23 protein-coding genes and 2 rRNA genes are annotated in these 25,964 nt (G+C 45.4%); 6 read left to right on the top strand and 19 right to left on the bottom strand.

The features are described from left to right. Nucleotides 1-163: 163 nt before the first annotated feature. A complete protein-coding gene (locus MMG82_RS14795) occupies nucleotides 164-616 on the top strand; it encodes a FlxA-like family protein (RefSeq protein WP_047537480.1) in 453 nt (150 codons plus the stop codon). 39 nt (nucleotides 617-655) lie between these two features. Here MMG82_RS14795 and MMG82_RS14790 read toward each other — a convergent pair whose 3' ends face one another. From MMG82_RS14790 to rssA, 7 genes are all read right to left on the bottom strand, one after another. Beyond that, the gene (locus MMG82_RS14790) at nucleotides 656-1,540 is read right to left on the bottom strand and encodes a hypothetical protein (protein WP_037419607.1); all 885 of its coding nucleotides are present in this window, start codon (nucleotides 1,538-1,540) and stop codon (nucleotides 656-658) included. 113 nt (nucleotides 1,541-1,653) lie between these two features. Further along, on the bottom strand, nucleotides 1,654-2,265 hold the full coding sequence (gene ribA / locus MMG82_RS14785; protein ID WP_037427288.1) for a GTP cyclohydrolase II: 612 nt from the start codon (nucleotides 2,263-2,265) through the stop codon (nucleotides 1,654-1,656). Between the two features lie 263 nt (nucleotides 2,266-2,528). Next, on the bottom strand, nucleotides 2,529-2,885 hold the full coding sequence (locus MMG82_RS14780) for a YibL family ribosome-associated protein (protein WP_037419602.1): 357 nt from the start codon (nucleotides 2,883-2,885) through the stop codon (nucleotides 2,529-2,531). 125 nt (nucleotides 2,886-3,010) lie between these two features. Continuing rightward, nucleotides 3,011-3,472, bottom strand: coding sequence for an anaerobic ribonucleoside-triphosphate reductase-activating protein (gene nrdG, locus MMG82_RS14775; RefSeq protein ID WP_047537477.1), 462 nt, complete (start codon nucleotides 3,470-3,472; stop codon nucleotides 3,011-3,013). A gap of 116 nt (nucleotides 3,473-3,588) precedes the next feature. Next, nucleotides 3,589-5,706: an anaerobic ribonucleoside-triphosphate reductase gene (nrdD, locus tag MMG82_RS14770; protein WP_047537474.1), complete on the bottom strand. Its 2,118-nt coding sequence runs from the start codon at nucleotides 5,704-5,706 to the stop codon at nucleotides 3,589-3,591. Between the two features lie 303 nt (nucleotides 5,707-6,009). After that, a complete protein-coding gene (locus MMG82_RS14765) occupies nucleotides 6,010-6,690 on the bottom strand; it encodes a hypothetical protein (RefSeq protein ID WP_047537471.1) in 681 nt (226 codons plus the stop codon). A gap of 112 nt (nucleotides 6,691-6,802) precedes the next feature. Next, entirely contained in the window at nucleotides 6,803-7,750 is a 948-nt protein-coding gene (rssA, locus tag MMG82_RS14760; RefSeq protein ID WP_037419588.1) for a patatin-like phospholipase RssA, read from the bottom strand. A gap of 380 nt (nucleotides 7,751-8,130) precedes the next feature. Between rssA and MMG82_RS14755 the strand changes: the two genes are divergently transcribed. The 4 genes from MMG82_RS14755 to MMG82_RS14740 all read left to right on the top strand — a co-directional run bounded on the left by MMG82_RS14755 (nucleotide 8,131) and on the right by MMG82_RS14740 (nucleotide 11,170). Next, a complete protein-coding gene (locus MMG82_RS14755) occupies nucleotides 8,131-9,480 on the top strand; it encodes a DEAD/DEAH box helicase (protein WP_240293290.1) in 1,350 nt (449 codons plus the stop codon). Nucleotides 9,481-9,594: 114 nt separating this feature from the next. Beyond that, a complete protein-coding gene (locus tag MMG82_RS14750; RefSeq protein ID WP_037419582.1) occupies nucleotides 9,595-10,032 on the top strand; it encodes a DUF3010 family protein in 438 nt (145 codons plus the stop codon). Nucleotides 10,033-10,088: 56 nt separating this feature from the next. Continuing rightward, nucleotides 10,089-10,616, top strand: a complete 528-nt coding sequence (locus MMG82_RS14745) for a M48 family metallopeptidase (protein ID WP_037427302.1) — start codon at nucleotides 10,089-10,091, stop codon at nucleotides 10,614-10,616. An 86-nt stretch (nucleotides 10,617-10,702) separates the two neighbouring features. Then, nucleotides 10,703-11,170: a hypothetical protein gene (locus MMG82_RS14740; RefSeq protein WP_037427304.1), complete on the top strand. Its 468-nt coding sequence runs from the start codon at nucleotides 10,703-10,705 to the stop codon at nucleotides 11,168-11,170. Nucleotides 11,171-11,531: 361 nt separating this feature from the next. Here the strand turns inward: MMG82_RS14740 and MMG82_RS14735 are convergent, their stop codons facing one another. The 4 genes from MMG82_RS14735 to MMG82_RS14720 all read right to left on the bottom strand — a co-directional run bounded on the left by MMG82_RS14735 (nucleotide 11,532) and on the right by MMG82_RS14720 (nucleotide 18,410). Then, entirely contained in the window at nucleotides 11,532-12,827 is a 1,296-nt protein-coding gene (locus MMG82_RS14735; RefSeq protein WP_037419574.1) for a peptidoglycan DD-metalloendopeptidase family protein, read from the bottom strand. A gap of 267 nt (nucleotides 12,828-13,094) precedes the next feature. Then, complete coding sequence (locus tag MMG82_RS14730) at nucleotides 13,095-16,151, bottom strand: SMC family ATPase (protein WP_241407023.1); 3,057 nt, start codon at nucleotides 16,149-16,151, stop codon at nucleotides 13,095-13,097. Then, nucleotides 16,148-17,347: an exonuclease SbcCD subunit D gene (locus MMG82_RS14725; RefSeq protein WP_047537459.1), complete on the bottom strand. Its 1,200-nt coding sequence runs from the start codon at nucleotides 17,345-17,347 to the stop codon at nucleotides 16,148-16,150. The genes MMG82_RS14730 and MMG82_RS14725 overlap by 4 nt, the downstream gene beginning before the upstream one ends. A gap of 292 nt (nucleotides 17,348-17,639) precedes the next feature. Further along, nucleotides 17,640-18,410 carry a TSUP family transporter gene (locus tag MMG82_RS14720; RefSeq protein ID WP_241407022.1) on the bottom strand — a complete coding sequence of 257 codons (771 nt, stop codon included), beginning with the start codon at nucleotides 18,408-18,410 and terminating at the stop codon, nucleotides 17,640-17,642. A 141-nt stretch (nucleotides 18,411-18,551) separates the two neighbouring features. Here MMG82_RS14720 and MMG82_RS14715 point away from each other — a divergent pair, with 141 nt between their 5' ends. Beyond that, nucleotides 18,552-19,445: a LysR family transcriptional regulator gene (locus MMG82_RS14715; RefSeq protein WP_037430889.1), complete on the top strand. Its 894-nt coding sequence runs from the start codon at nucleotides 18,552-18,554 to the stop codon at nucleotides 19,443-19,445. A 43-nt stretch (nucleotides 19,446-19,488) separates the two neighbouring features. Here the strand turns inward: MMG82_RS14715 and MMG82_RS14710 are convergent, their stop codons facing one another. From MMG82_RS14710 to MMG82_RS14675, 8 genes are all read right to left on the bottom strand, one after another. Continuing rightward, entirely contained in the window at nucleotides 19,489-19,884 is a 396-nt protein-coding gene (locus tag MMG82_RS14710; protein ID WP_037419558.1) for a hypothetical protein, read from the bottom strand. Between the two features lie 44 nt (nucleotides 19,885-19,928). After that, entirely contained in the window at nucleotides 19,929-20,384 is a 456-nt protein-coding gene (locus tag MMG82_RS14705) for a GNAT family N-acetyltransferase (protein WP_037419745.1), read from the bottom strand. Nucleotides 20,385-20,473: 89 nt separating this feature from the next. After that, nucleotides 20,474-21,076, bottom strand: coding sequence for a GNAT family protein (locus tag MMG82_RS14700; protein WP_037419555.1), 603 nt, complete (start codon nucleotides 21,074-21,076; stop codon nucleotides 20,474-20,476). 622 nt (nucleotides 21,077-21,698) lie between these two features. Beyond that, nucleotides 21,699-22,829, bottom strand: a complete 1,131-nt coding sequence (locus MMG82_RS14695; RefSeq protein WP_047533321.1) for a sodium ion-translocating decarboxylase subunit beta — start codon at nucleotides 22,827-22,829, stop codon at nucleotides 21,699-21,701. An 8-nt stretch (nucleotides 22,830-22,837) separates the two neighbouring features. After that, on the bottom strand, nucleotides 22,838-24,673 hold the full coding sequence (gene oadA, locus MMG82_RS14690; protein WP_047533319.1) for a sodium-extruding oxaloacetate decarboxylase subunit alpha: 1,836 nt from the start codon (nucleotides 24,671-24,673) through the stop codon (nucleotides 22,838-22,840). A gap of 11 nt (nucleotides 24,674-24,684) precedes the next feature. Beyond that, complete coding sequence (locus MMG82_RS14685) at nucleotides 24,685-24,972, bottom strand: OadG family transporter subunit (RefSeq protein WP_052183951.1); 288 nt, start codon at nucleotides 24,970-24,972, stop codon at nucleotides 24,685-24,687. 561 nt (nucleotides 24,973-25,533) lie between these two features. After that, nucleotides 25,534-25,649, bottom strand: a 5S ribosomal RNA gene (rrf, locus tag MMG82_RS14680). 222 nt (nucleotides 25,650-25,871) lie between these two features. Beyond that, nucleotides 25,872-25,964: ribosomal RNA gene (locus tag MMG82_RS14675) — 23S ribosomal RNA — on the bottom strand; the annotation flags it as partial.

Raw genomic sequence — 25,964 nt, 5'->3', positions numbered from 1 at the left:
TCTTTCATATCCTTATCAGTCAAAAAGTGAACGACCTTAACCATTAATCCCCTAACCTATCCTAGATACGCCTTTTGTATCAAATAGGATGCTTAGCACTTAAGTTTTTTATCTCAAGGCCGATAATTCGATAAATAACCTTCAGGTACTTATGGAGCCTATCGTGAACATTAATGGATTAAACACGACCGCAAATAGCAGCGCCTTCAAATCTGTTTCCAGCGCTTATATCACCACTACGCCAACAGCTAGCTCAGCTTCTGAGAATTCGTCGGCAGAGACCGGCACGCAAGAAACGGTCAATATATCCAATGCCGGAAGACAAGCTCTCGCTACCGAAGTAGGCGCTTCTCTCAGAGGTCAAACCGCGGAAAAACGGCAACAGACGGAAAGTGCTGAGAATGAAGAACCCAAATCTATCATCGACGAACAAATTAAGCGTCTGAAAGAGCAAATCAAAGCTTTGCAGGAGATGCTCACGAAACTGGAAGGGGATGATTCCGAGGCCGCAGCTCAGCAACGTAAGCTATTGCAGGAACAAATTATGCAACTCGGTAACCAAATTGCCGTGTTAATGGACCAGAAAATGCGCGATGCACAAAAAAACGCAGGCTAAGCTGAGTACAGAATCATTTTCAATCTTGGTAGCTGTAAACTAGATTGGGAAACTAAACAATAAACGCCAAATATTTAACCCGTCACCAGTTCGATAACTGATGCCAATTCTATCTATGCCGAGGAGATCGCCGCCCAAAGGCTTAGAAAATGCCAGTGTGGCACCAAACTCATAGCTTCCAGAGACTATGGTTTCATCTTCAGTATCTTGGCTAAAATCCAGCTCGTTGAAGTACCAATAACCAACCGCAAATAATCTAGGTTGCATTTGGATATTCAACCATTGCCAGCGCGGCGAAAGGCCAATATCCACCCCGGTTTGCAATACCGCAAATTGGTCGGTTAATTTTCCTACCCGTTCACTATAGCCCGCAAACCTTAACCTCGATACCCAGACGCTGTCTTCACCCGCGAGACTAAAATCATACAAGGTACTTACACCTGAGGCTAAAATCGCCACATTCGCATCGGTCTCAAAATTTGTCCCAAAGCCCACATCCAAATAAGCTTCCATCCGCGTATTTGCCGTTGCCTGCCAATGGTGCTCAATGCCGGGCGTTATCGTCATGGTGCCAACTGACGATGGCAATTCGCCGTCGGTGATGTCTTTAGCTAAGTAGTCAAAAAAACCGAAGGATAAGGGTAAACGCAGCCAAGTCTGACTACTATCATCCTTCAAAAAATCAAAGTTTAACGGAATACTAACGACGGTGGCATTTTGCTCAGCAGCTCGATATACCCCTGTGCCAAGGTAGCTGCCAAAGGCATAAACAGAGTTAGGATTATTTTTCCCATCAATCGGCGTTTCAGGGCTAATCTTCGAAAACGCTTGGGAAGATTGGGGGGCAAATGCAGCAAAATCTTGCGGGTGACTGGAGTTTGAAACAGGCTCTGTCGACGCCAACAGCGGGAAAACAATCCCCATTGATAGCGCCGAAATGGAGCAGAGGTTGACGATAAACCGACTAAAAATGATATTCAATTTACGCAAACAGATCCTAATTTGCAGCCTAATCGGTAAATTTATTGCACTAAGAACTACTGTTCATCCGTAAAATGATACTCAGACATCATATGCCCAAGCTCAGTGGACTTAGTCTTTAAGTAAGCCTCATTATAGCGATTTTTACCGACTTGTAAGGGTACGCGCTCAACCACTTCGATGCCGATTTCTTTCATCGCTTTGACTTTGCGAGGGTTATTGGTCATTAAGCGTACATGCTTTACGCCAATCTGCTCAAGCATAGGCTGGATCATATCGTATTTACGCATGTCCGCAGGGAAACCTAACTGTTCATTCGCCTCAACCGTATTGGCGCCTTTATCCTGCAACTCATAGGCGCGGATCTTATTTAGCAGACCAATACCACGACCTTCCTGACGCAAATATAAGATAAACCCACTGCCGGTCTCGGCAATGTTTTGCATCGCGGTTTGCAGCTGGAATCCACAGTCACAGCGTAAGCTGAATAAGGCATCGCCCGTGAGACACTCAGAGTGAATACGGCCTAAAACAGGAGCATCGCTACTTAGGGTGCCAAATGTGAGGGCAACATGCTCTTTACCGGTTTCGGTATCTTCAAAACCGTGCATGGCAAAAACGCCCCAGGGAGTGGGTAATTTTGACGTCGCGACATATTTTATCGACATGACTTAACCTTAACGACAACTCTCATTCCATGAGACGGAAGGAACATCCATAAACAAAACAATGATTAGGTACTTAGCCTACGGCGCACCTATTCTAAAGTGTTTTCAGCAATCACGAAATACTTTAGTAATTTAATCAACTACAAAACTAAGCTATTAACTGCGTGACTCATTTAGCTCAATGGGTAATATGTCGAGCCAAGGCGCTGCAAAATAGATAAGTGTTCTATTTTGCAACTTATTGAATAACTTAGCAATGTAGCTTAAAATTTTGCTGGTGCAAAACCTGTTACTTCAGTCAAGCCCATTTCGCGCCCTAAAGCAGTCATTGGGTGCACAACAACTAAGCCTTTTACTGACTTTTTCAGTTGACCCATATCGGCTTGCTCGGCTTTGGTGAGGGCGCGGTGAAATGGCAAGTGCTGAATATCCACCCCTTGCTTTTGTAATAAACGCGACTGCTGCGTTTTTACGCTATTGATTTGCTTAGTAACAGCCTCAATCTCGCGTTTAAACTGCGCCACGATGACAACATCGCCACGTTGCTCTGCCGCCGCCAGTTTACGACGAAACTTATCTAACTTATCGTTTAGCTGCTGCAGTTCTTGCTTTAAATTCATTATGTTACCTTAAATTACTTTAGTGAGTCCCGACCGATATTGACCTAATCTTTGGCCTGTTTGTCTGGGTCACTGTGTCAAGGTGTGGGATTATAACAGCAAGTTAGCGATCCTCGTTACCGCTTTTATAAGAAACGGATCACCTGATTACTGCTACCTCGATATGGAAGGCTCGGATCTGCAAGATTTTGCTCAAATTTGCCATCCACCAGCACATCTACATATTCCAGCACCGCACGCTGTTTATCGCTCAATTCATTCCATACATAGCCCGTCCACAGCCAAATATCTTTACCGGGACATTCAGCTTTGACGCGCTTAACAAGCGCCAAAATCCCCTCAAGATTGGCGGGTAAAAGTGGATCGCCGCCAGAGAGTGATAAGCCACGGCGAACGATTCGCGTATCCTGCAAATCGGCGATGATATTATCTTCCATTGCCTTATCAAATAAATGGCCAGAGCGCACATCCCAAGTACTTTGATTATAGCAACCACGGCATTGGTGCTCACAGCCTGAAACAAATAAGGTGGCCCGAGTGCCTGGGCCGTTGACCACATCAACGGGATAATATTGCTGATAGTTCATTGTATAAGTCCAATACGAAATACAAGGAGCGCCAGACTGGCTAAAAAATCAAAGCACAGTCCCATGCTAAGCGACTGTGCTGATATCAGTGTAACAAACACAATAAGGCAAAAATGTTACAAGTGTTTGATCCTACGCTTCACTTCTTCTTGCTTACCATGGTTGAACGGTCTGGCATCGGGACTACCTAAGTAACCACACACACGGCGCGTAACAGACACTCGACTTGGCTCATGGTTGCCGCATTTAGGGCAAGTAAATCCTTTACTAGTACAGCTAAATTCGCCGGTAAAACCACAATCATAACATTCGTCAATCGGCGTGTTAGTACCGTAGTAAGGTACACGGCTATAGCTGTAATCCCAGACATTTTCGAGCGCTTCGATATTGTGCTGCATATTAGGATATTCGCCGTAGCAAATAAAACCACCATTGGCGATGGCGGGATATGGCTGCTCAAAATCGATTTTATCGTAAGGATTCACGTGCTTTTCCACATCTAAATGGAAGCTATTGGTGTAATAGCCCTTATCGGTTACCCCCGCAACCACACCAAACTGGCGCGCATCGAGCTTACAAAAACGACTGCAGAGACTCTCACTTGGGGTGCTATAAAGGCTGAATCCATAACCCGTTTCGGCCTTCCATGCGTCGGTAGCCGCTTTAAGATGCGCAACAATCGCCACCGCTTTTTCACGAAGCTTAGCATCATCAAACACATGGGTTTCAGTGCCATAGAGCGCATTAATGGTTTCATGTAAACCGATATAACCTAATGAAATCGATGCCCGACCATTTTTAAAGATTTGGGCGATATCATCATCGGCACGCAAGCGCACGCCACAGGCACCTTCCATATACAAAATCGGCGCAACTCTGGCTTTCACTCCGTTTAACCGTTCGATACGCGTATCTAATGCACGGCGGGCAAGTAATAGCCGCACATCCAGAATACGGTAGAACTCAGCCTCATCGCCATTCGCTTCTAGCGCAACACGTGGCAAGTTTAAGCTAACAACACCAAGGTTATTGCGCCCTTCATGGACGAGTTCACCATTTTCTTTATAGGAACCTAAAAAGCTGCGGCAACCCATAGGGGTTTTAAACGAACCCGTCACTTTTTCCACTTGCTCATAGTTCAAAATATCTGGATACATGCGCATACTGGCGCATTTAAGGGCCATTTGTTTTACATCGTAATTGCAATCGCCGACTTTGTGGTTAATACCATCACGGATGGCAAACACCAATTTAGGGAACACCGCTGTTTTACGATTTTTACCTAACCCCGCCATGCGTACTTTCAGCATCGATTGTTGAATTAAACGCGACTCCCACGAAGTACCTAGACCGAAACCAAAGGTCACAAACGGGGTTTGTCCATTAGCGGTATGTAAGGTATTCACCTCATATTCAAGGGATTGGAAAGCATCGTGGCATTCTTTTTCAGTCTGAGCAGTGGCATAGGCTTTAGCATCTTTAATCTGCCAATTCAGTGCCACTTGATAATGTTTGTCATAACTCTTGGCCACAAAAGGCGCTAACACTTCATCAATACGATTAATCGTGGTGCCGCCATAGATATGGCTTGCCACTTGGGCAATAATTTGCGCCGTCACAGCCGTAGCGGTAGAGATCGATTTTGGGGTCTCAATTTCGGCATTGCCCATCTTAAAGCCATGGGTCAACATGCCCGCCAAATCAATCAACATACAGTTAAACATCGGGAAAAAGGGCGAGTAATCAAGATCGTGATAGTGGATCTCACCGATTTCGTGCGCAGCCACCACATCCTTAGGCAGAATATGGCTCTTGGCATAATGTTTAGCCACGATGCCCGCCAGCAGATCCCGTTGAGTTGGGATCACTTTAGAGTCTTTATTGGCGTTTTCATTTAACAGTGCGGCATTGCTCTGCTCGACTAAACCACGGATTTCAAGATTGAGCTTACTGGTAGCATCGCGGCAAATGTCTCTGTCGTGACGATATTCAATGTAGACCCGTGCCAATGATTTATAAGGGCCTTCCATCAATAGGTTTTCAACTGCATCCTGTAGATGGTGGATTTCAACTTCTGCCATATTCGCCACTCGTTCTCTCACACAAGCGGCTACCGTCGCGGCATAATCTGCGTCCTCTATCCCAACCGAGTTTGCAGCAGCGACCACTGCATCTCTTATCCTTGTTTCATCAAAAGGTGTGCGGCAACCATCCCGCTTGATCACGACTGGCATTGTTTAATTCCTCTCCATCCCGATTAAAATTAACACTATATATAGTGATTAAATAATCTATCAACACAATATGTAGGCAATTAAGCGGCATCGACACCTAAAATTCCATGATCCAGATCATGATTTATCGGATGGATAAAAAGAACAAATAAGAACTGCTGCCAAACCCAATGATCTCAGTTTTAGGCCTTGACCTTGATGCTAAAGCAAGATAGTAGACGCAGGAAATGGCGCTAGTAATGACAAAAGACTCTGACCCAAAAGCCAAAGTCTATTGTTTTTGAAAGAATATTGTAAATAAGACTAGCGCTTAGCTAAGGCAAGATAACTGCTCAATTGTCCCAACGCCGATTGCTGCATCCCCATGGATGAAGCCACCTGCATCGTTGATTTAAGTCCCTGCCATAACTGTTTTTGACTATCGCTCATGGTGGGGTTGCTATTCAAATAATCCGTTAATTGACCAAACACTTTAGTCGCCTTTTGTGCCAGCACTGGCGACTGGGCATCATCCATGTTTTTTAACACATTTTTAGCATCCACTAACGTGTTGATCATCGGGCTATTAGGCGATTTTTCAGCCAAAGACTTTAGCTCATCATCGATAAAATCCTGCAAAGACTGTTTATTGGTACTTTGGCTTGGCAAACTAATGCCGTTTTGCGAGAGCCGTTCTACCTGTGCATCGGAAAGAATACCGTCTTTTTGTAACCGCGAGACTAAAGCGGGTATCTCAGCCACGCTAAATTTGCCATCAGCAAAAAAGTCTTTCGACATGGCCTGAATTTTTTGTGCTCGCAGTGCCCGTGGTGACAGCGCTATCTCCTCACTCGGTTTAGTATCAACCTTAGGGGGTTCTTTGGCTGAGGAGTTTGACTCCGTACTCGATTCAGTTTTACCTGTCTCCGTCTTTTTGCTATTCAGGCCATAAGCTTCAGCAGCACTGCTACGATTTAGATTAAGGGCATTTAAAAGAGAATTCATCGTCAATAATTCGGCGTCTAATACTGATTAATGGTGTTAAAGCAAAAACTAAGCCAATCAAGCAGTAAGTAGTGTCACATCGTAATTAACAGATAAATTCATCCTGACATTTTTAGCCTTTCCAGATCGCAGCTTCAATTAAATGTGCCACTTTTGCCACGGCAGCTTCACCTGCTGCAATGGCTTCAGCTGCTCGGTGGAACTCCATGGTGCCGATATTAGCCACTTCGGGTACAACACAGATATCGGGAGGGTCACCCATTAAACGCGCCCGTTTATGTCGCTGCTCTAAAATACTCATCGACTGGGACATCACCGCAATCATACCGGGATTAGATTTAGTCCCTAGGGAAAACTTATCGGTTAAGCTACCGACATATTCTCGCCCGCGGGCGAATAAATCCATAAAACCCGTTTCTTGGCGCGCGGGCATTTGGGTTTCATCTTTAGGTGCCCGATGGCTGGTCATATTAACGGGTAAAACTTGTAATCGACCGGTATGAAAACCTTGTAAATCAACGGCAATGACAATATCTACCCCCATAGCACGGCTCACCGAAACGGGGACAGGATTAACAACTGCACCATCCACCAACCAACGCTCACCTTGACGGACAGGCGCTAATATCCCAGGCATAGAGCAAGAGGCCCGTACGGCTTGGCGTAAATCACCATGGCGAAACCAGATTTCCTGACCTGAATACAGATCCGTAGCAATGGCCGCAAAGGGACGCTCTAAATCCTCGATATTGATATCACCAATCCGCGATTGCAGCACATCGAATACTTTTTCGCCGCCAATTAGCCCACCTTTACGCCAACGAATATCCATCAGTCCCAACACATCCCAACTAGAGAAGCTGCGCACCCACTCTTCAAGTTCCGCTAAATGATTATGAGCATAAGCAGCGCCAACAAGGGCGCCGATTGAGCATCCAGCGACCTTATCGGGTTTAATTCCCATCGCGGCGAGCCCATTGAGTACGCCAATATGCGCCCAACCTTTGGCTGCACCACTGCCTAAGGCAATACCGATCGTCGGAGTTGTCCCCTTACTCATAATAAATTCCCTTAATAAATCGATGATTTAAAGAAGCGCTATGACGTGAAAAAGCTAAATTCCAGCCAAAGTGTTGTCAATCATTAGACAACATAAACCGTTATGCTAGCCAGTCATTAGATACATTTATATGGTTTACGCTCGGCCTTATCCCCTTGCCATACTCAAGGGCAGAGAGTAACCACATCGTCGCTTGATATCCTGTAAGTTCATAGCCAATTTGGCTAAACATAGCACTCGGGGCAAATATCGAGCGTGACACAAGCCAAGCAAATAAGTGGCTATTTAGATGATTACGCAAGATTATGCCCAATCAAGATAGCTGACCATAGTGATTTAGCGCTATAATCTGCCCTCACTCAGATTTAGGGGATATACCTTTGCAGTTTACTGATTTTTCTCTGGACCAGCGTCTGTTACAAAGCTTAAAGCATATGGGGATTGCAACCCCAACCGCCATCCAGGAACAAGCATTACCTATCGCATTGGCAGGTAAAGATTTAATGGCATCATCAAAGACTGGGTCAGGTAAGACCTTGGCATTTTTGCTGCCCGCATTGCAAAGGGTTATCTCCACCCGCGCCCTCAGTAAGCGCGACCCTAGAGTATTAATTTTATTACCGACCCGCGAATTAGCCCATCAGGTGTACAGTCAGTTACGCTTATTGGTGGCCAATACCCAATATAAAGCGATTAGTGTATTAGGCGGTGAAAACTTTAACGATCAGGCTAAAGCGCTGGCAAAAGAGCCGCATTTTATTGTTGCAACGCCAGGGCGAATCGCTGATCACTTAGAACAAAAAAACTTATTCCTCAATGGATTAGAGTTGTTAGTTTTGGACGAAGCCGATCGTATGTTGGATTTAGGCTTTGCGCCACAGTTAAAAGCTATCAACGAGGCGGCCGATCATAAACGTCGTCAGACCTTAATGTTTTCAGCAACCTTAGATCATAGTGAAATCAATGAGATTGCGGCGGCATTACTTAAAAATCCATTACATGTGGCAATCGGCACGGCCCACAGTGAACATCAGGATATTTCGCAGCGAATTTATCTGTGTGATCATTTAGATCATAAAGAAGCCCTACTCAGTCGTTTACTGACGGATGAATCGCACAAGCAAGTGATTATTTTTACCGCCACCCGTGCCGATACAGAGCGGTTAGCCGCTAAGCTCTCGGCTCAAGGTTTTGCAACCGCCGCCTTAAGTGGTGAGTTAAAACAAACGGCGCGTAACCAGATCATGGACCAATTTGCCCGTGGTCAGCAGCAAATATTGGTGACCACAGATGTGGCATCCCGTGGTTTAGACTTACTGAATGTATCCTTAGTCATTAACTTCGATATGCCCAAATTTGCCGAAGAATATGTTCATCGCATTGGCCGCACTGGCCGCGCGGGCGCCAAAGGTGACGCAATCTCCTTAGTTGGTCCTAAGGATTGGGATAACTTTAAAAAAGTACAACTTTTCTTAAGAAAAACTTTTGAGATCAGTGTAATTAAGGGGCTTGAAGCTAAATTTAGTGGTCTAAAAGAAAAGCCAAAGTCCGTCGCGACTAGAGGTGTGGTAAAGGCAAACACCAAAGCCAAATCTAAACCTAAGTCGCACCTTGTTAAAGCAGCGCCATCCCGTGATAAACGCTTTATCACGGGTGTTGATGTCGGTGATGCGCCAATGCGCAAAAAACCTGCGGCACAACTGCTACAAGATAATGACGACGAAATCTAAAAATAACGCAAAAGATAGCTCAAGTCCGTGAAACTTGAGCGCTCAAAATGAGTGACTCGCGGGAGCAATTCTTCCGGCGATACATAAGTAATTTGAAATAGTTAAAGGTGTAACATGCGAATTTGTGGTGTTGAATTAAAAGGTGGCGAAGCCATCATCAGTCTGCTCAGTTACGAAGGTGAAACCTTCAACGTACCCAGCTGCCGTAAAGTGTCTTTTAGCATTGCACAGTCGGCATCGACGGAGGCAATTCGTGAGTTTCACTTTGCTTTCCATAAGTTGATGGAAGATTACAAGATCGATGAAATTGTAATTATTGAGCGTGAGCAAAAAGGCAAACTGGCTGGTTCTGCTACTAGCTTCAAACTCGAAGCCGCAATTCAATTAGGCGAGCTGCCTGTAACCTTGCTATCTCCAGTGGCGATCAAGGAACAAAATAAGCGCAATCCACCTCAGGTAGACTTTGATAGCTTAGATCTGAAACGCTTCCAACAACCCGCCTTTGAAGCTGCCTACGCTCAGCAAAATCGCCATATTTTTGGTAAAGCTTAAGTGCTCTTGCTTGGCGCTATCACTTAGCGCCAAGCCTCTTACATGTCGCAAGCATCATGCAAAACCTAAAATATGTCAGTGGTTATAGCCTAGATATCCAACGCCAAGTTGAACAGCTTTTACAAAGTGGCAAGCTTGGGGAAGTATTGCTTCGCCGTCATCCGCACATTCATCATATCCGCAGCGATAAAGCCCTCTACGACTATACCCAAGGGATAAAAAATCAGTTTTTACGCCAATCCTCTCCCCTATCGAAAGTGATCTTTGATGACAAAATTAGCATGAGTCATCATGCACTTGGCTTACATTCCTACGTCTCTAGAGTGCAAGGTAACAAAATCAAAGCGAAGAATGAAATTCGTATATCTTCTCGCTTAAAACGTGTACCTGAACCTTTGTTACGAATGGTAGTGGTGCACGAACTCGCCCACCTAAAAGAGAAGGATCACAATAAAGCTTTTTATAATCTGTGTACTTATATGGAACCAGATTACCACCAATTTGAATTTGATCTGCGCTTACTGCTGACCTGTATTGATGCCAATCAATCCCCTTATATCGCGCACTCAATAGACTCAGTTTGAGTACTTATTTTTATTGACCCAAGAGTTGACTGATAATAGTTTTCATTTAGAATAGTCATGTATTATCTGTCACGTACTTAGGCTGTATGAAAACGCAAAATATTGGTAGAAAGCTAGAAAAATGGTGTAAGAAACAAGCCAAGAAACTGCAAAAGCAACAGGCAACATTATCCTATGCGGCATCAGTTAACTATGCTGCAAAATCATCTTTCTCAGCGGAACCAATAAAACAGACGACTGCGGCCAAAAGTAAAAAAGCACAACGCAAGCACTTAAATCAATTATTGGCTGAGTATATTACCAAACAACACATTCAAGATCTTGATAAAGCAGCCCGTAAGCAGCAATTAAAATTAGCCAAAGCGCATTTTAATGCCGCAAATGATGCACAATTTTTATCCTTTGCAGCCATCAAACGTATTTCCCCCTTACCGACAGAGCGAAGCTTTGCACTTCGTCCTTATAAAAAGTCTCCCTGTGGAGGATGTCCTGCATTAAAGGGGCGTCTATGTAAATGTGCGTTAAAAGCGATGCAGAAACGCCAGGCAAGTTAATATTGTTTATCGATCTTGATTAAATAAATTTGAAGATATCTCAAAGTAAGAGTGGTTAGATATTTTCTGCTAGCTATCTTCGCTATTCACACGTCATTCAATCAATACCTGTACGCTCACTAAAGCCTAAAGAGGCTCGATTTACTATTTTAAATACCGATAACAAGGGCGAAATTTAATCAAATTTAAGCAAGCAGTCTTATCCAAGCATATGCAGCCAAACAACAAACCCAACAAAAAGCCTGACAAATACACCACTCAAATCATTTAGTTGCTGAGGCACACTCAATAGAAATACAAACGCCGATGAATCAGTATTCATCGGCGTTTTTATACTCAGAACGGGACAAACGAAAATGAATTAACCTAAATTCATCAACGACTGACGACTATTGACCATATTCGTAAAGCTACGCAATTCTTGGTTTGCTAATTGGCTCGCCATAGGAATATCGGCTTTCATTGGATCGACGGGTTTACCGTTTACATGGAATTCATAATGTAAATGCGGACCAGTTGAACGCCCAGTATTACCAGATAAAGCAATCACTTGGCCACGTGTTACTCTCTGGCCTTTACGCACTAATGCCTTTGAAAGGTGTAAATAACGGGTACTATATTTACCACCATGTTCAATCACAATATATTTACCTGCAAATTGGTGATCCGTTACTAAACTCACCACGCCATCACCAGGCGCGATAACCTTAGTACCAATAGGGACAGAAAAATCAGTACCATTATGGGGGGAAATACGGCCAGTGATCGGATGTTTACGAGCAGGGTTAAAACGTGAACTCATGCGAGGCTGTTTAGCCAATGGAATACGCTGGAAAGCACGCACTAAACTGCGCCCTTTTGCATCATAATAACTGCCATCAGTATGCTGAAAGGCACTGATTTCTGAACGCCCAGTTTTAATGCTAACGCCTAATATTTGGCTGCTACCGGTTGCTTCACCTTCAACATATTGATCATTTACCAAAACAGAAAATTTATCTCCTGCATGTAAATCCCGTGCAAAATTCACTTTTTCTTTGAGTAAATCTTCAATCCGCTGAATATCAGCTGCCGCTAAGCCCATTTTTTGAGCCGATACGTAAAATGAGCCTTTAATATCACCAGTAATAATGCGGTTTTGCCAAACGCCTTCAACGTTAATTTCTTCAACGTTGAAGCTACCATCTTCATAACGAGTAAATACGACTTGACGTGCGGCGTTAAAATAAAGCTCCAACTTTTGTAGTTGGCCATCATTATCGAGCCAAAACTGAATCCGGTTTCCAGGTAATAAGGTATCGAGTGCCAAAATATTTAAATCGGCCTCTAGTACTTTATACATCGTTAGCTGGTCAACACCCGCCTTAGAGAATAAAGCGCTTAGAGTATCACCGGAGGCAATAACACGCTCAAAATCAGGGGTATTGTCAATAACAGTGGTAGAATCAACAGGCTCAGAAACTTGCGGTAAAACAGTTTCAATGTCGAGAGCTACGGGAATTCGTTGTGCTGTGGGTACGACATGATTAGCATTCGGCATTAACATCGCCGCACCGATCAATAAACCACCTACGAGGAGAATATTTTTATGGGCTGAAGATAAATTCTGCAAACGAATTTGCGGAAAATTAGCCAAATTGGGTTTGCCTGTCTGCAACGCTTTCACCTTTTGTTATCGTTTTTGCGTTATATTTTTGAACCAGTCCCGCCTAGGGAAGCCCGAATTTTCCCAACTTATCCCAAAAAACCGATTATGACAAACGCTATTTTGCACTTTAACAGCACTATTTCCCAAAAACATGCGTCAGTTGGCACTTTAAATCAATTGTGCGTTCTGTATCCAGATGTTAAACAGCACAAAATAACGTCTTCCATCACAATAAAAACAATAAGTTAAATAAACAATTAATCCCTTTAACTGACACTAAGGCAAAATCACCTTGATTTCGCTCCCATGGGAGGTTTTCAAGAGATCTATTCGGGTATTTATCTGCTCTTTCATCTCAGAAACATGGGATATCACGCCGATCATCCTACCCGCCGATTGCAAATCCATTAAGGTACGGATGGCAAGTTCAAGGGAGTCCTGATCTAGGCTGCCAAAACCTTCGTCGATAAATAACGTATCAAGTTTTATCCCACCGGCGTAGGCTTGCACCACGTCTGATAAACCCAGCGCCATTGATAAAGCTGCCATAAAACTCTCCCCACCACTTAAGGTCGCCACGGGACGCACTTTTGCGGTGTAAGCGTCTTCGACTTCAAGCTCAAGCCCTGATGCCTTATTTCCCTTCGCTCTGTCTTCTTTACGCAGTAATCGATAACGACCTTTACTCATCAGGTGTAATCTCTGAGTTGCTGCGAGTAAAACATCATCGAGTAATACGCTTAATACAAAACGTTGCAGAGAAATCTTGTTGCCGGTATTGCCATTGGCCACATCGGCCAAGGTGCCAATAATGGCGTATTCATCCTCAAGGGCTTTCGCTTTTTGATCGACAATACTGAGCTGTGTTTGAGTTTGTTTAAGCAAAGAGAACCGCGTATTAAGTTGGCTCCATGTAGCTTCAGCGAGATTAAGTTGTTGGTGCTTTTCTGCGAGCATGGATTCTAGGGCATCAAGGTCGGGCACGCTGACATCACTAAGCTCAGTTCTTAGCTGATCAAGCTGTGATTGATTTAAGGCGCACTGTCGATGATAGGTTTCAATACGCTCGCCCAACGCTTGAATTTGCTCATCGGCTAACAATGCCGCCCTTAATGCGTCCCTATCAGTAAAACCCGCTAAATGCAGTTGTGAGTTAAGGTCACCATCGGCCACAGCCTGCTGCTCATCTGCGCTATGGCAGCGTTGTATCGCAGCCTCTAGCGCCGTTTGCGCCGCCACACAATGCTCAGATGCCTGCTTTAGTGAGTTTCTAAGAGCATGAATCTGCTCACGAGTGTTCTCAAGCTGCCGTTGATTATTATTAATCGCTTGATTTAACGCAGTAAGCGAGCGGTATTCGTCAGGGATCCGAAGCGCCTTTTCCGCTAATTGACCGGATAGACGCGCCACTTCACCTTCTTGTTGATGATACCGCTCACGCTCAAGCTCTAATTGTTGCATCAATACTAACTCTTGCTGCTGCAACGCTTTGATTTGCTGCTGTAACTGCTGCAATGCTTGGGTGGCGACTTCAGCTTGTTTTGCTTGGCGTGTTAATTCCTCAAGCCGGTGGACATGCGATTCAAGTGGTAACTCAACCGTATCCCCCAGCGAGGAGGCCAGTTCATTTGCCTGCGACTGCTGTGCTTCTAACTGTTTTTGTAGCCCCCGATACTCTGCCCTCGCTTTGCTGAGCTGTTCGAGTGCATTCACCTCGGCATCCTGCGCAGCTTGCAGCTGTGCGTCCGTTGGTAAATGATCATGACTGGTTGCAGGATGAGGATGCTCGATACTGCCGCAAACTGGGCAGGGTTCATCGAGTTTGAGTTCCCTCGCTAAAATGGCTGCTTGACCTTGAAACCAACTGAGCTGTAAAGACTTATAGTCACTTAGCGCTGCCTGATGCTGCGCGCTCAGCGTCTTTCCTTGTAATCCTGCTTGTACAAGCGCCTCTTCGGTTTGTGCAACTTTGGCGCAAATTTGTTGCCATTGTTTGAACAACTCAAGTAAGTGGCGCTGTTGCTGCAAGGCTTGTGCGGTCGCGAGTTGACGCTCACTTTGCTGTTGTAATGCTGGCAATTGATTTTCATAGGTGCTGCGCTGATCAACTAAGCTTACAAGCGCCGTCTTAGTCTCTTGTCCCTGATCTTTGGTTTGTTGCAGTATCTCTTTTGCCTGCGATAAAGCTTGTTCAAGGCTAGAAAATTCTGCCAACTGCGGTACTAACGTGCTGAGTTGATTATGTTGTTGATCAAAATCGCGCAGCTGTTGTTCAAGGGGAATAAGTTCCTGCGCTTCGATCTCAGCTTTGGCAAGCGCAAGCTTTGCCGCTTCAAGTACCATTTGGGCATGGCTGCGCTGATCATTAGCAATTGTCGCTTCCTGCTCCCTCGATAACGCATTATCCAATAAGGGCTTAAGACGCTGCGCTTGCTTTGCGACATTCAGGCGAGCCGTTTGCGCTGCAATATCTGCTTGCTGTTCATGAAGCAAAGTGGCTTGGGATTCTAATTCACTTAAACGAGTAAATTCAGCAAACCGTTGCTGCGCACTGTCATGCTGTTTTAACGCCTGTAGATGCGCCGCCGTGCTACGTTCTTTCGCGGCGATAGCGGCCGCCAATTCGGGTTCTATTCGACTAAATTCAGCGGCAAGCTCGTCATCACTCGCTAGCTCCGCGGTTTGTAGAATGCCATCGCGACGCGCACGCTGCTCTTTAACCAAGCCGCGGATATCGGCCGCCTTCGCCTTTAAGATATCTTCAATACGTTTATAGATATGGGTTTGAAATAATTGACTAAAAATTTGCTCACGTGCCTTGGAGTCAGCCATGAGTAATTCACGAAACTTCCCCTGTGGCAGCACCATAACCTGACGAAATTGTTCTACGTCTAAGCCCGTTAATGCTTCAATTTCAGCCGTTGCCTCTGAGACTTTACTGGCGACTAATAGGGTTTCAGTACCATAGGGAGCGATCTTAAACAGCTGCGCCTCGCTCTTTTGGACTGTCGACCCCTCGCCATTCTTTTTGAGTCTGTCCTGTTCGGGCACTCGGCGAATACGATAAGCAGTGTTACCCAATTTAAAACTAAAGGTCACTTCAGTAAGCAGATTATCATCGGCCATATCGCAGCGCATTTGGCTGCCTTCACGCTCATTGCCGGTGGTTTTTCCATACAACGCAAAGCAGATACCATCGAGCAGAGTCGTTTTACCCGCGCCAGTTGGCCCGTTGATCAAAAATAACGGATTATCACCAAGTTCAGTAAAATCAATGGTCTGAGTCGAAGCAAACGGGCCAAAAGCCGACATGGAAAGTTGTAGAGGCTTCATTCTGCCTGCTCCTCTTTTACGTCACGATGTGTTTCGCTGCGTTCAAGTTCGTCTCGATGAAGCTGGGTTAGGATATCCTCCATCACCGCCTGCTGCGCCGGCGTTAATTCATCCCCCGAGACTTGGGCAAAAAAGTCACGGAACATGGCCATTTCACCTTTTTTTATATGATCTCGATTGAGCACCACCGCCTGATCGCCCGCCATCAATCCGGTGCGTTCTAAATGCAGCACATTGGGATAAACACTGCGCAGTTTGCCCATGGCATCTAAAATGGCGTGTTTATCGAGCAGACGCACCATTAAATAATCCTCACGCTTGGCATCGGTTTTCCCTACTGCTAATAAATGTGCCAATTCACCTTCAATTATCCGCACATCACGTAGCGCAGTTAAGGGTAAGAGTTGGATTTGAGCGGGAGATTGCGCAGCGATATCCACTAAGGTGACAGACTTATGCTGGTGTTGCTCACTAAAGGAATATTTTAGGATTGAGCCTGAGTAGCGCACCTGTTCGCAGCCTTTGTATTGCGGACCATGTAAATGCCCTAGGGCGACATAGTCAAAGTCACTAAACAGCCGTGGGGAAATTTTATCCGCGCCGCCGATACTTAATGGCCGTTCGGATTCAGACTCGCTGCCACCATCCAAAAAGCAATGACTCACCACCACTTTAGGTAAACCTTGGCTATCATGGGAGCGGACCTGTTCTAGCAATAACGCCATCGCCTCTTCATGGCTCGATACGCTAAGGCCTTTGGCATCGGTTTCAAAAACTTGGCGCACGGTAGCAGGTTCAGCGTAAGGCAGCGGATAAAAGTAAGCGTCGCCACTGGCACTGGTTAAACGAGTAGGCACTAATTCGGCCTGTAGCGGCCCAATAATATGTAAACCACTGGCAGCCATTTGTTTAGCAGCAAATCCCAAACGCTCATGGCCATCGTGATTACCAGCAATCATCAGTACTTGTATACCCAATTGGTTAACAAGGCGATTAAGCACATCATTAAGCAAAGCGACGGCACTGGCGGGTGGAATCGATCTATCGTAAATATCCCCCGCAATAATCACCGCATCAACACTGTGCTGCTGCGCCAATGCAACAATTTGATCAAGTACATAGGCCTGATCATCCAGTAATGATTGATTATGTAACTGACGGCCAATATGCCAGTCTGAGGTGTGAATAAATCGCATTATTGCTAAACCTTAATGGATGCTAAGCCAACGCTATGGCGCGGGATGCTTGTCGTTAAGTTATTTGTCGAAGCTGCTTGTCGGATAACCTCGCCCAATGACTCGCCAATAAACCCTAAAAACACTTTAAAAAATGCTAGGTTATCCTAAAAAATGCCGCTGAGTATAGTCAATACAATGGGAGTGGAGAGATTTACAGCAAAGAGGTCGAAGACTGCGCTAACAGATCACCATTAGCGCAAATAAGGTCAGTGCTCAGCTTGAAGAAAGTTGATCCGTACCAAAATCATCATCAAAACAGTTGGTATTGGCTGGCGAGCAATTTCACACTCATGGCCAGTGACATGGTCACTACTAAGGGCTTAATGATCTTTGTGCCCTTAGTGACCACTAAACGTGATCCTAAGGTTGCCCCAATGGCTTGGCCCGCTAACATCACTAAGCCGAGTAACCAAATGACTTTTCCGCCAAGGGCGAAAAAAATCAGCGAGGCAATATTGGTCGAAAAATTCAACACCTTTGCGTGAGCCGTCGCTTTGGCGAGGCCAAAACCCGCAAGGGTAACAAACGCCAACGCAAAAAAGCTGCCAGTCCCCGGACCAAAAAAGCCATCATACAAGCCCACACCTAACGCGGCAGTAAAAGCAAAGGCGGTAGGGGTTAAGACTTGGTGGCGATCATCTTCCGAAATCTTTTTCGAGAACAAGAAGTAGCAACCAATAGCGAGGATTAAAAACGGCAATACTAACTCAAGGATTTTGGTATCCACTAACTGCACCAACACTGTACCTAACGCCGCGCCGATAAAGGCACAAAACAGCGCGAGTTTGACAGTTTTGAGATCAACCAATCCCTTACGAACAAAGTACAAGCTCGCAAAAAAGCTGCCACCGCAGGCCTGTAACTTGTTAGTGCCAAGAGCGACCGCTGGCGGTAACCCAACCCACATTAACGCAGGAATGGTCAGTAATCCCCCACCTCCAGCAATAGAGTCGATAAAGCCCGCCACCATCGCCACGCCAAACAGTAATGCTGCAACTTGTAGAGTTAATTCAAATTCCATGATTTTTATAATTGAGTTATAGGAGCTAAGGCTTCGCATTAGACTGCGTTTGCCTTATAAATGCAAAGGAGTTATTGTCGCGCTAGCGTGAGCAAAGCTCACACTAAACCGTTTGTTAAACACTTTGATTTGGATATGAATATGTTTACTAGCTTGCCACCGCTCAATGCATTACGGGCATTCGAGTCTGCTGCCCGCTTACAGAGTATGACGCTGGCGAGCAAAGAACTGCACGTCACCCATGGCGCAATCAGTAAACAAATCAGGGTATTAGAAGATTTTTTAGGTTTCGCCCTCTTTGTTAGGCTACATAAAAAAGTCGAACTCACAGACGAAGCCAAGCGTTACTTCCCCCATGTACAAGCGGCGCTGCAAACCCTATCGAGCGCCACCGCCGATTTGCGTAGCCAAGGTTCTCGGCCACAAACCTTAGCCATCAATGTATTACCAAGTTTAACCATCAACTGGTTAATCCCTCGTATGGAGCAATTTAAGTCGCGTTATCCACATTTATATGTGGATCTCTCGATAGGTGACTTTGCCGTTGACTTCAGCCAAGGGCGCTACGACATCGCGATCCGCAGTAGTACCAAGCTGCCCAAGGGAGTGAATTACATCAAACTCATGGATGAAGATCTGTGCTTAGTTTGCGCGCCGTCATTGGCCCCAAAACTGAAATGTATTGAGGATATTAATCATGTCACCTTACTCAAACACACCACTCGCCCAGAACTTTGGGATTATTGGGCTGAAAAGGTAGGCTTAACACTCACGCAAGAACAAACCTTTGGCGTGGAGCATTTTTACATGTTGAGTCAGGCAGCTGCCAGTGGCATGGGCGCGGCGCTGATCCCACGCTTTTTTATTGAAGAACAATTAGCTAATGGCAGTTTAGTCATCCCCTTTCATGCACCGTTTACCAGCCCATACGTTTATTACCTACTCACACCTAAATCCCCAAGCTTGCCGTTAAAAGTGCAAGCATTTATCGAGTGGATGCTCGACCTCTTCGCTCCTTATCGCAATGCATGCTAAAAACCACCCGAAGGTGGTTTTTACGTCAGTCATAGTAACCACGTTACATGGTTGCCATTGTCCAGTAATCGAGACGCTTTTGAGGATCAGCCAGTAAGTTTTTACACTCTTCTTTATATTTCCCCATCAATACCCCGAGATTACTAGAGCCACCCAAGCTTTGTATTTGACGAGCTTTGGCATCGGCAACCGCTTGAGTGACCTCGGCTTCTGACTGGTATTTCTTCGCCAGATTTTCGGCTTCAACTTTAGACGCTTTTAAGCGTTCACCCACCGCTTGCATTTGTGGAGCATTCATGGCGCCAATCGCTTCAGAGCTAATTTGATAATAGGCTGCACATTCTATGGCTTCTTTAGCCAAAGCCTGTTGTGCTTCATCCGCAAACACGCTGTGGCTCATCGTCAGCATAAGACCTGCAATAGCAAAAGCTTTTAACATTGATATAGTCCTTTTTATTAGTAATTAAGAGTAAGCGACTTAAGCTAAGGATTTAGCTCAAGTTCATAGGTTACAAATTGTTGATCGCGCACAAACCCAAGTGCTTCATAAAGCCCTTGAGCACGTAAATTCTCTTTTTGGGTTTCGAGCACTAAATAACGCGCTCCTTGGCTACGAGCATAGTCTGCTGCCCGTTGTACCAGCGCCCGACCTAGCCCGACACATCGCGCATGCTGCGTGACAAATACATCATTCAGAATAAAAATCGGCGCTAAATTAAGGGATGAAAAACTGGGATATAACTGCACAAAACCCAAGCCTAAGCCTTGAGGTGAGCGCGCAAAAAAAATCACCGATGACCCTTCATGCAAACGAGTTCGGATAAACAGCTCACCGGCCTCTACATCATCCTTACAGCCATAAAACTGCCGATACTCATTAAATAAAGGAGCAATATCATGACTGTGGGACTCATTAGCTTGAATGATTCTATTTGCCATCGGCTTAACCAACCTTAAGTCCATATCCATATTGACGTCTTATCAAGCTATATCTACTCATATTAGATATGCGCGATACGCATCATTCCTTACACTACCAGTCGCTGTTGTAAGCGAAAGATTAAATGATGTTTCACCGTCGCCCACTCAGAATCAATAATGGAATAAACCACAGTGTCCCGAATGGTGCCATCCTTAAGAATTTTATTATTCCGTAAAACCCCATCTTGCTTGGCTCCTAAACGAGCGATGGCTTGGCGCGAAGCTTGATTGTGCCAATGGGTTCTAAACTCCACCGCAATGGCCTCAAGGGTTTCAAAGGCAAAGGTGAGTAGTAGCAATTTAGCCTCGGTATTAATACCTGTGCGCTGGGCGCGCTTAGCATACCAAGTGTAACCAATCTCTAAATGGCGATGCTCACTCTCCCAATGGCAAATGCGCGTACAACCCACAATCTCACCAGAAACTTTGTCTCGCACCGCAAAGGGAAAACTTTCCCCACGGGATTTTTCAGCTAAGGCTTTCATTACATAAGCTTTCATCTCACTCGGCTCAGGCACACTGGTAAACCATAAACGCCACAGTTCACCATCAGTGACCGCTAAGCTAAGTGCCGCCACATGGGATAACGACAGAGGCTCTAGAACGACATATTCACCATTTAAACACGCTGAAAGATCATCATTGCCCATTATCTCGTCTCCATTAACGCGATAAAAAGTGTGCTATTGCGCACACTTTTTACTAGCCTATCATTTATATAAAATAAAAAAACCTCTATTTTCAACATGATTATATAAATTTTATTCCGGACAATAGCTAAGTTTCTCTTAAGCTTCACCGTTGAAAATGACAGGTTAATGAATCGGTGCATAAGCCTGCCATGGTTTAGCACATGGCACGCTGTAGCCTAGGGCTCCAGCCTATTTAGATCGTGTAAATATGGCCTACCAACACATCAATGTATTTAGGGCGTGTTGACGTTTCGAGATTAAATTTTGTTCGTTCTGGCAAGCTCGTGCTCGCGAAACGAGGAATGATGTGTAGTTTACTCAAATGACGAGCGGCTCTTATGACAGAAAGTAAGAGAAAGGGCTTGCCAGACGAACCCTTCGGGCAGCATTTGGCTGACGTTTCTGCTGCGTTATCGTCCGTTTATGTAGAATAACTACACTGCACGGACTTTGCCTTGCATAAACGCCAGCCTAATTGCTGCAAAAATAACCATAAAACGTCAACACGCCCTAGTACTCGCTTTAGCCGGCGCGATAACCTTACACTATGGGTTAATACTATATTTTTCGTTTTATCCTATTAGCCGAGTACGGCAAGTAGTATCCCCGCAGCGACCGCAGAACCTAGCACGCCAGCAACGTTCGGTCCCATAGCATGCATTAATAGAAAGTTATGCTGATTAGCCTCTAATCCCACTTTATTCACTACCCTTGCAGCCATAGGCACAGCCGATACTCCTGCCGCCCCAATCAGCGGATTAACCTTACCGCCGGATAACTTACACATCAGTTTTGCCATCAACACTCCTGCGGCAGTACCTATACCAAAAGCAAGGGCACCAAGTACTAAGATCCCCAAGGTTTCTACCCGCAAAAACTGCTCGGCCGATAATTTAGAGCCGACAGCTAAGCCCAAAAAAATCGTCACGATATTAATCAGCTCGTTTTGTGCTGTTTTTGAGAGCCGATCCACCACGCCCGATTCGCGCATTAAGTTACCCAGGCAAAACATCCCTACCAGTGGCGTTGCCGCGGGTAAAAACAGAATGGTTAAGCCTAATACCATCAGCGGAAAAATAATCCGCTCCTTTTTACTGACTTCCCGTAGCTGCTCCATTTTTATCTCACGTTCCGCTTGGGTTGTGAGTAAACGCATGATCGGCGGCTGAATAATCGGCACCAACGCCATATAGGAATAAGCCGCCACAGCAATCGCTCCCAGTAACTCAGGTGCAAGCTTAGAGGCAAGGAAAATAGCCGTTGGTCCATCCGCGCCACCGATAATGGCAATGGCTGCGGCATCCTGCATGGTAAATTCAAAGCCTGGCACCAAATTCAGCGCTATAGCGCCAATTAAGGTCGCAAAGATCCCAAACTGCGCCGCCGCGCCGAGTAATAAGGTTTTTGGGTTGGCGATCAGCGCACTAAAATCTGTTAGTGCTCCGACTCCCATAAAGATCAGCAGTGGAAAAACGCCGGTTTCAATCCCCACATGATAGGCGTAGTAGAGTATTCCTCCCTCTTCGGTAAAGCCTGCGTTGGGAATATTCGCCAGCACTGCACCAAAGCCAATAGGCAACAGCAACAAAGGCTCAAATCCACGCACGATAGCGAGGTATAACAGCAACATGCCAACGACCATCATTAAGACCTGCCCTGCGGTAAAATGGGCTATGCCCGTTTCGGCCCAAAACGCCAGTAAACCATCCATATAGACTCCTAGGCTAAGGCCAATAATTGAGAACCCACGACAACTGAATCGCCTTCTTTCACAAAGAGATGGGTAATAACACCATCCCCCTGAGCGCGGATCTCTGTCTCCATTTTCATCGCCTCAAGGATGATCACCACATCGCCAGCGCAGACCTTGTCGCCAATCCCCACATGCACTTTAAAGATATTGCCCGATAGCGGCGCACTCATCTTCAGCTTAATCTCGGCGGATTGAGCCAATGGAGCACTGTTTAAATGAGAAGTAGGGGCATAATTAAGCTGCGAAGCTACCTGTCCTTGAGGTTGGATCTGACTAATTTCGCCGCCCTCGGCAACCTCAACCACATAAGCTTGCCCCTCAACCGTGACGGTATAGGTTTCGGCCTCACGCGGCGTAACTGGTAAGATTGGCGCAAGTTCAGGGTTTGGCTCAAAGGCCGTTGGATCGTGACGGTGCTTTAAAAACTGTAAGCCAATCTGTGGGAAGAGCGCATAAATGAGTAAATCATCGTCCGAAGACTTTTCCTTACTCTCTAAGACGAGACTAATCCCTTGATCCTGCGCCTTTGATAATAACTCTGCACGCAACTTGTCTAACTCTGGTACGAGTAAATCCGCAGGACGGCAGGTGATCGCCACCTGCCCATTAAGTACTCTTGCCTGCAACTCTGAATTCACTGGCGCTGGCGTAGCGCCATATTCGCCCCTTAACACACCTTCAGTCTCTTTCGTTAACGATTGGTATCTTTGTCCCATCAGTACGTTGATAACGGCTTGCGAGCCAACAATTTGCGAAGTTGGTGTAACCAAAGGCAGAAAACCTAAATCTTGGCGTACCCGAGGGATCTCCTCCAGCACCGCATCCATCTTATCTAGTGCACCTTGCTCTTTGAGTTGACTCTCCATGTTTGTCAGCATGCCGCCAGGGACTTGCGCACGTAGAATACGGGGATCAATCCCCTTTAGCGCACCTTCGAATTTGGCGTATTTTTTGCGAACCTCACGAAAATAAGCGGCAATCTCCTCAAGTAATACAAGATCATAGCCTGTTGCACGTTCAGTATCTTCCACCATAGCGACTACCGTTTCAGTTGCGGTATGGCCATAGGTTTGACTCATGGAAGAAATGGCGGTATCGAGCACATCGACTCCCGCCTCAATAGCCTTTTGATAGGTCGCCGTGCTCAGCCCTGTAGTCGCGTGACTATGCAGAGATAGTATGAGTTGAGTTTGTGATTTTAGACGACTGATAAGCTCAAAAGCTTCCATAGGCTTGAGTAAGCCCGCCATATCTTTAATACACAGCGAATGGCAGCCCATGTCCTCAAGACGCTTTGCCATATCAACCCAAGTATCAACCGAATGAACAGGGCTAGTTGTATAAGAAATTGTGCCTTGCGCGTGCCCACCGACATCACGCACCGCTTTAACTGCCATATCTAGGTTACGCACATCATTCATCGCATCAAAGATACGGAAGACATCGACACCATTAGCATGGGCACGCTCAACAAAACGTGTGACTACATCATCGGCATAATGGCGATAACCCAAAAGGTTTTGTCCGCGCAGCAACATTTGTTGAGGCGTATTGGGCATGACCTTTTTCAGTTCGCGGATCCTATCCCAAGGATCCTCACCCAAATAACGGATACAGGCATCGAAGGTCGCTCCGCCCCAAGACTCCAGCGACCAAAAACCGACTTTATCAAGCAAAGGTGCAATCGGAAGCATGTCATCGAGGCGTAAACGCGTCGCTAAAATAGACTGATGTGCATCCCTCAAGACGACATCGGTTAACTGTAATGGCTTAGACGCCACAATCGAATTTACTCGGTTCATATGGCGCTCCATTATTGAGCCTGAGAACGATACTGCTGGACGGCTAAGCTAATCGCAGCCACCAATTTAGGATCTAAAGTGCTTGCAGCTCCAGTTGAGCTCGCATCATTGACCTTTAACGGTTCTACTGCTTTGTGCTCTTCACGACACCACTTAGCAACCAGATTCACAGCTAATATCAATACACTTAAAAATAAATAGACCAGCCCCATCCCCAATAACATGATGCCAACAGCGTCTAATAACTGTTGCGTTAGCTCCCCTTTCACTGCCCTACCTCCTTCGCCCTTAACCAACATTCGCGTTTTAAATTAACAACCACACAACATCTGTATTGATAACAAACTTAATCGACGAATGTAAATTGGTAAGACCAATTAACATAAGATCAGCAACAAGTGTCTGAGGGATCCTTAGTGAACGACCGATAAAATGAATATTCGCTAATGAAACGGCAAAGCAGAAATTTTTATTGAGGAGTAATGACGAAATGAAGATACCAGCCAAGATGAAACCAAAAGCAAAAATGGGCTGACAATAAGGTTCTGACTCCCCCTTAAACGAGCATACAAAGAGTACAAGCTTTAAATTTACTGATTAGTCCTATAAGGACAAAAATCAAAGGGGTCTCAATGCGCTACAGTATTTAGACCAAGCAGCCATTTAAATGAATGATGCTAAGGGTGTTAGAGAATGAAGAAAACGGAGCAATGAGGGGCTCTCTGTTTACATTGCGTATGAGGCGATAAATTAAAGAAGTCAGTGATTAGAGAAGTATTTTGAAGAATAGAACGTTGAAATTCAAAACTCTAAATGCAAAAAAGCCAGCTTATTCAGCTGGCTTCATTGTTTATTTAGGCGCTTGGCGATGACCTACTCTCACATGGGGAGACCCCACACTACCATCGGCGCGATTGCGTTTCACTTCTGAGTTCGGGATGGGATCAGGTGGTTCCACAAGGCTATTGTCACCAAGCAAATTCTTACTGGTTAATTGTCCGTCTGACGGCATTGTCTCCTCGCTACTGTGCTCATGTACTAACGTACACTCCGCGCCTCGCTCGTCACGGCTTTGTCAGCCTAACAATTTCCTGCGTAATTAATCTTTATTTGTTAATTTAGAAAGCTGTATTGAGTATCACTTCTTAAGTGTTTCTATTCAAGCTAAGTGCTACTTAGCAAAACCCATCTGGGTTGTATGGTTAAGCCTCTCGAGTCATTAGTATCAGTTAGCTCAACGCCTCACAACGCTTACACACCTGACCTATCAACGTCCTAGTCTCGAACGGCT

Source organism: Shewanella sp. MM_2022_3 (assembly GCF_022557375.1).
GTDB lineage: Bacteria > Pseudomonadota > Gammaproteobacteria > Enterobacterales > Shewanellaceae > Shewanella > Shewanella xiamenensis.
The sequence above is the reverse complement of the archived record's forward strand: the minus strand, read 5'-3'. Positions and strand labels throughout refer to the sequence as shown.

Bases quoted from the DNA above. Each gene is read 5' to 3' on its own strand.
- MMG82_RS14790 (WP_037419607.1), bottom strand. From the start codon at position 1,540: ATGGGGATTGTTTTCCCGCTGTTGGCGTCGACAGAGCCTGTTTCAAAC.
- ribA (WP_037427288.1), bottom strand. From the start codon at position 2,265: ATGTCGATAAAATATGTCGCGACGTCAAAATTACCCACTCCCTGGGGC.
- MMG82_RS14780 (WP_037419602.1), bottom strand. From the start codon at position 2,885: ATGAATTTAAAGCAAGAACTGCAGCAGCTAAACGATAAGTTAGATAAG.
- nrdG (WP_047537477.1), bottom strand. From the start codon at position 3,472: ATGAACTATCAGCAATATTATCCCGTTGATGTGGTCAACGGCCCAGGC.
- nrdD (WP_047537474.1), bottom strand. From the start codon at position 5,706: ATGCCAGTCGTGATCAAGCGGGATGGTTGCCGCACACCTTTTGATGAA.
- MMG82_RS14765 (WP_047537471.1), bottom strand. From the start codon at position 6,690: ATGAATTCTCTTTTAAATGCCCTTAATCTAAATCGTAGCAGTGCTGCT.
- rssA (WP_037419588.1), bottom strand. From the start codon at position 7,750: ATGAGTAAGGGGACAACTCCGACGATCGGTATTGCCTTAGGCAGTGGT.
- MMG82_RS14750 (WP_037419582.1), top strand. From the start codon at position 9,595: ATGCGAATTTGTGGTGTTGAATTAAAAGGTGGCGAAGCCATCATCAGT.
- MMG82_RS14745 (WP_037427302.1), top strand. From the start codon at position 10,089: ATGCAAAACCTAAAATATGTCAGTGGTTATAGCCTAGATATCCAACGC.
- MMG82_RS14740 (WP_037427304.1), top strand. From the start codon at position 10,703: ATGAAAACGCAAAATATTGGTAGAAAGCTAGAAAAATGGTGTAAGAAA.
- MMG82_RS14730 (WP_241407023.1), bottom strand. From the start codon at position 16,151: ATGAAGCCTCTACAACTTTCCATGTCGGCTTTTGGCCCGTTTGCTTCG.
- MMG82_RS14725 (WP_047537459.1), bottom strand. From the start codon at position 17,347: ATGCGATTTATTCACACCTCAGACTGGCATATTGGCCGTCAGTTACAT.
- MMG82_RS14720 (WP_241407022.1), bottom strand. From the start codon at position 18,410: ATGGAATTTGAATTAACTCTACAAGTTGCAGCATTACTGTTTGGCGTG.
- MMG82_RS14715 (WP_037430889.1), top strand. From the start codon at position 18,552: ATGTTTACTAGCTTGCCACCGCTCAATGCATTACGGGCATTCGAGTCT.
- MMG82_RS14710 (WP_037419558.1), bottom strand. From the start codon at position 19,884: ATGTTAAAAGCTTTTGCTATTGCAGGTCTTATGCTGACGATGAGCCAC.
- MMG82_RS14705 (WP_037419745.1), bottom strand. From the start codon at position 20,384: ATGGCAAATAGAATCATTCAAGCTAATGAGTCCCACAGTCATGATATT.
- MMG82_RS14700 (WP_037419555.1), bottom strand. From the start codon at position 21,076: ATGGGCAATGATGATCTTTCAGCGTGTTTAAATGGTGAATATGTCGTT.
- MMG82_RS14695 (WP_047533321.1), bottom strand. From the start codon at position 22,829: ATGGATGGTTTACTGGCGTTTTGGGCCGAAACGGGCATAGCCCATTTT.
- oadA (WP_047533319.1), bottom strand. From the start codon at position 24,673: ATGAACCGAGTAAATTCGATTGTGGCGTCTAAGCCATTACAGTTAACC.
- MMG82_RS14685 (WP_052183951.1), bottom strand. From the start codon at position 24,972: ATGTTGGTTAAGGGCGAAGGAGGTAGGGCAGTGAAAGGGGAGCTAACG.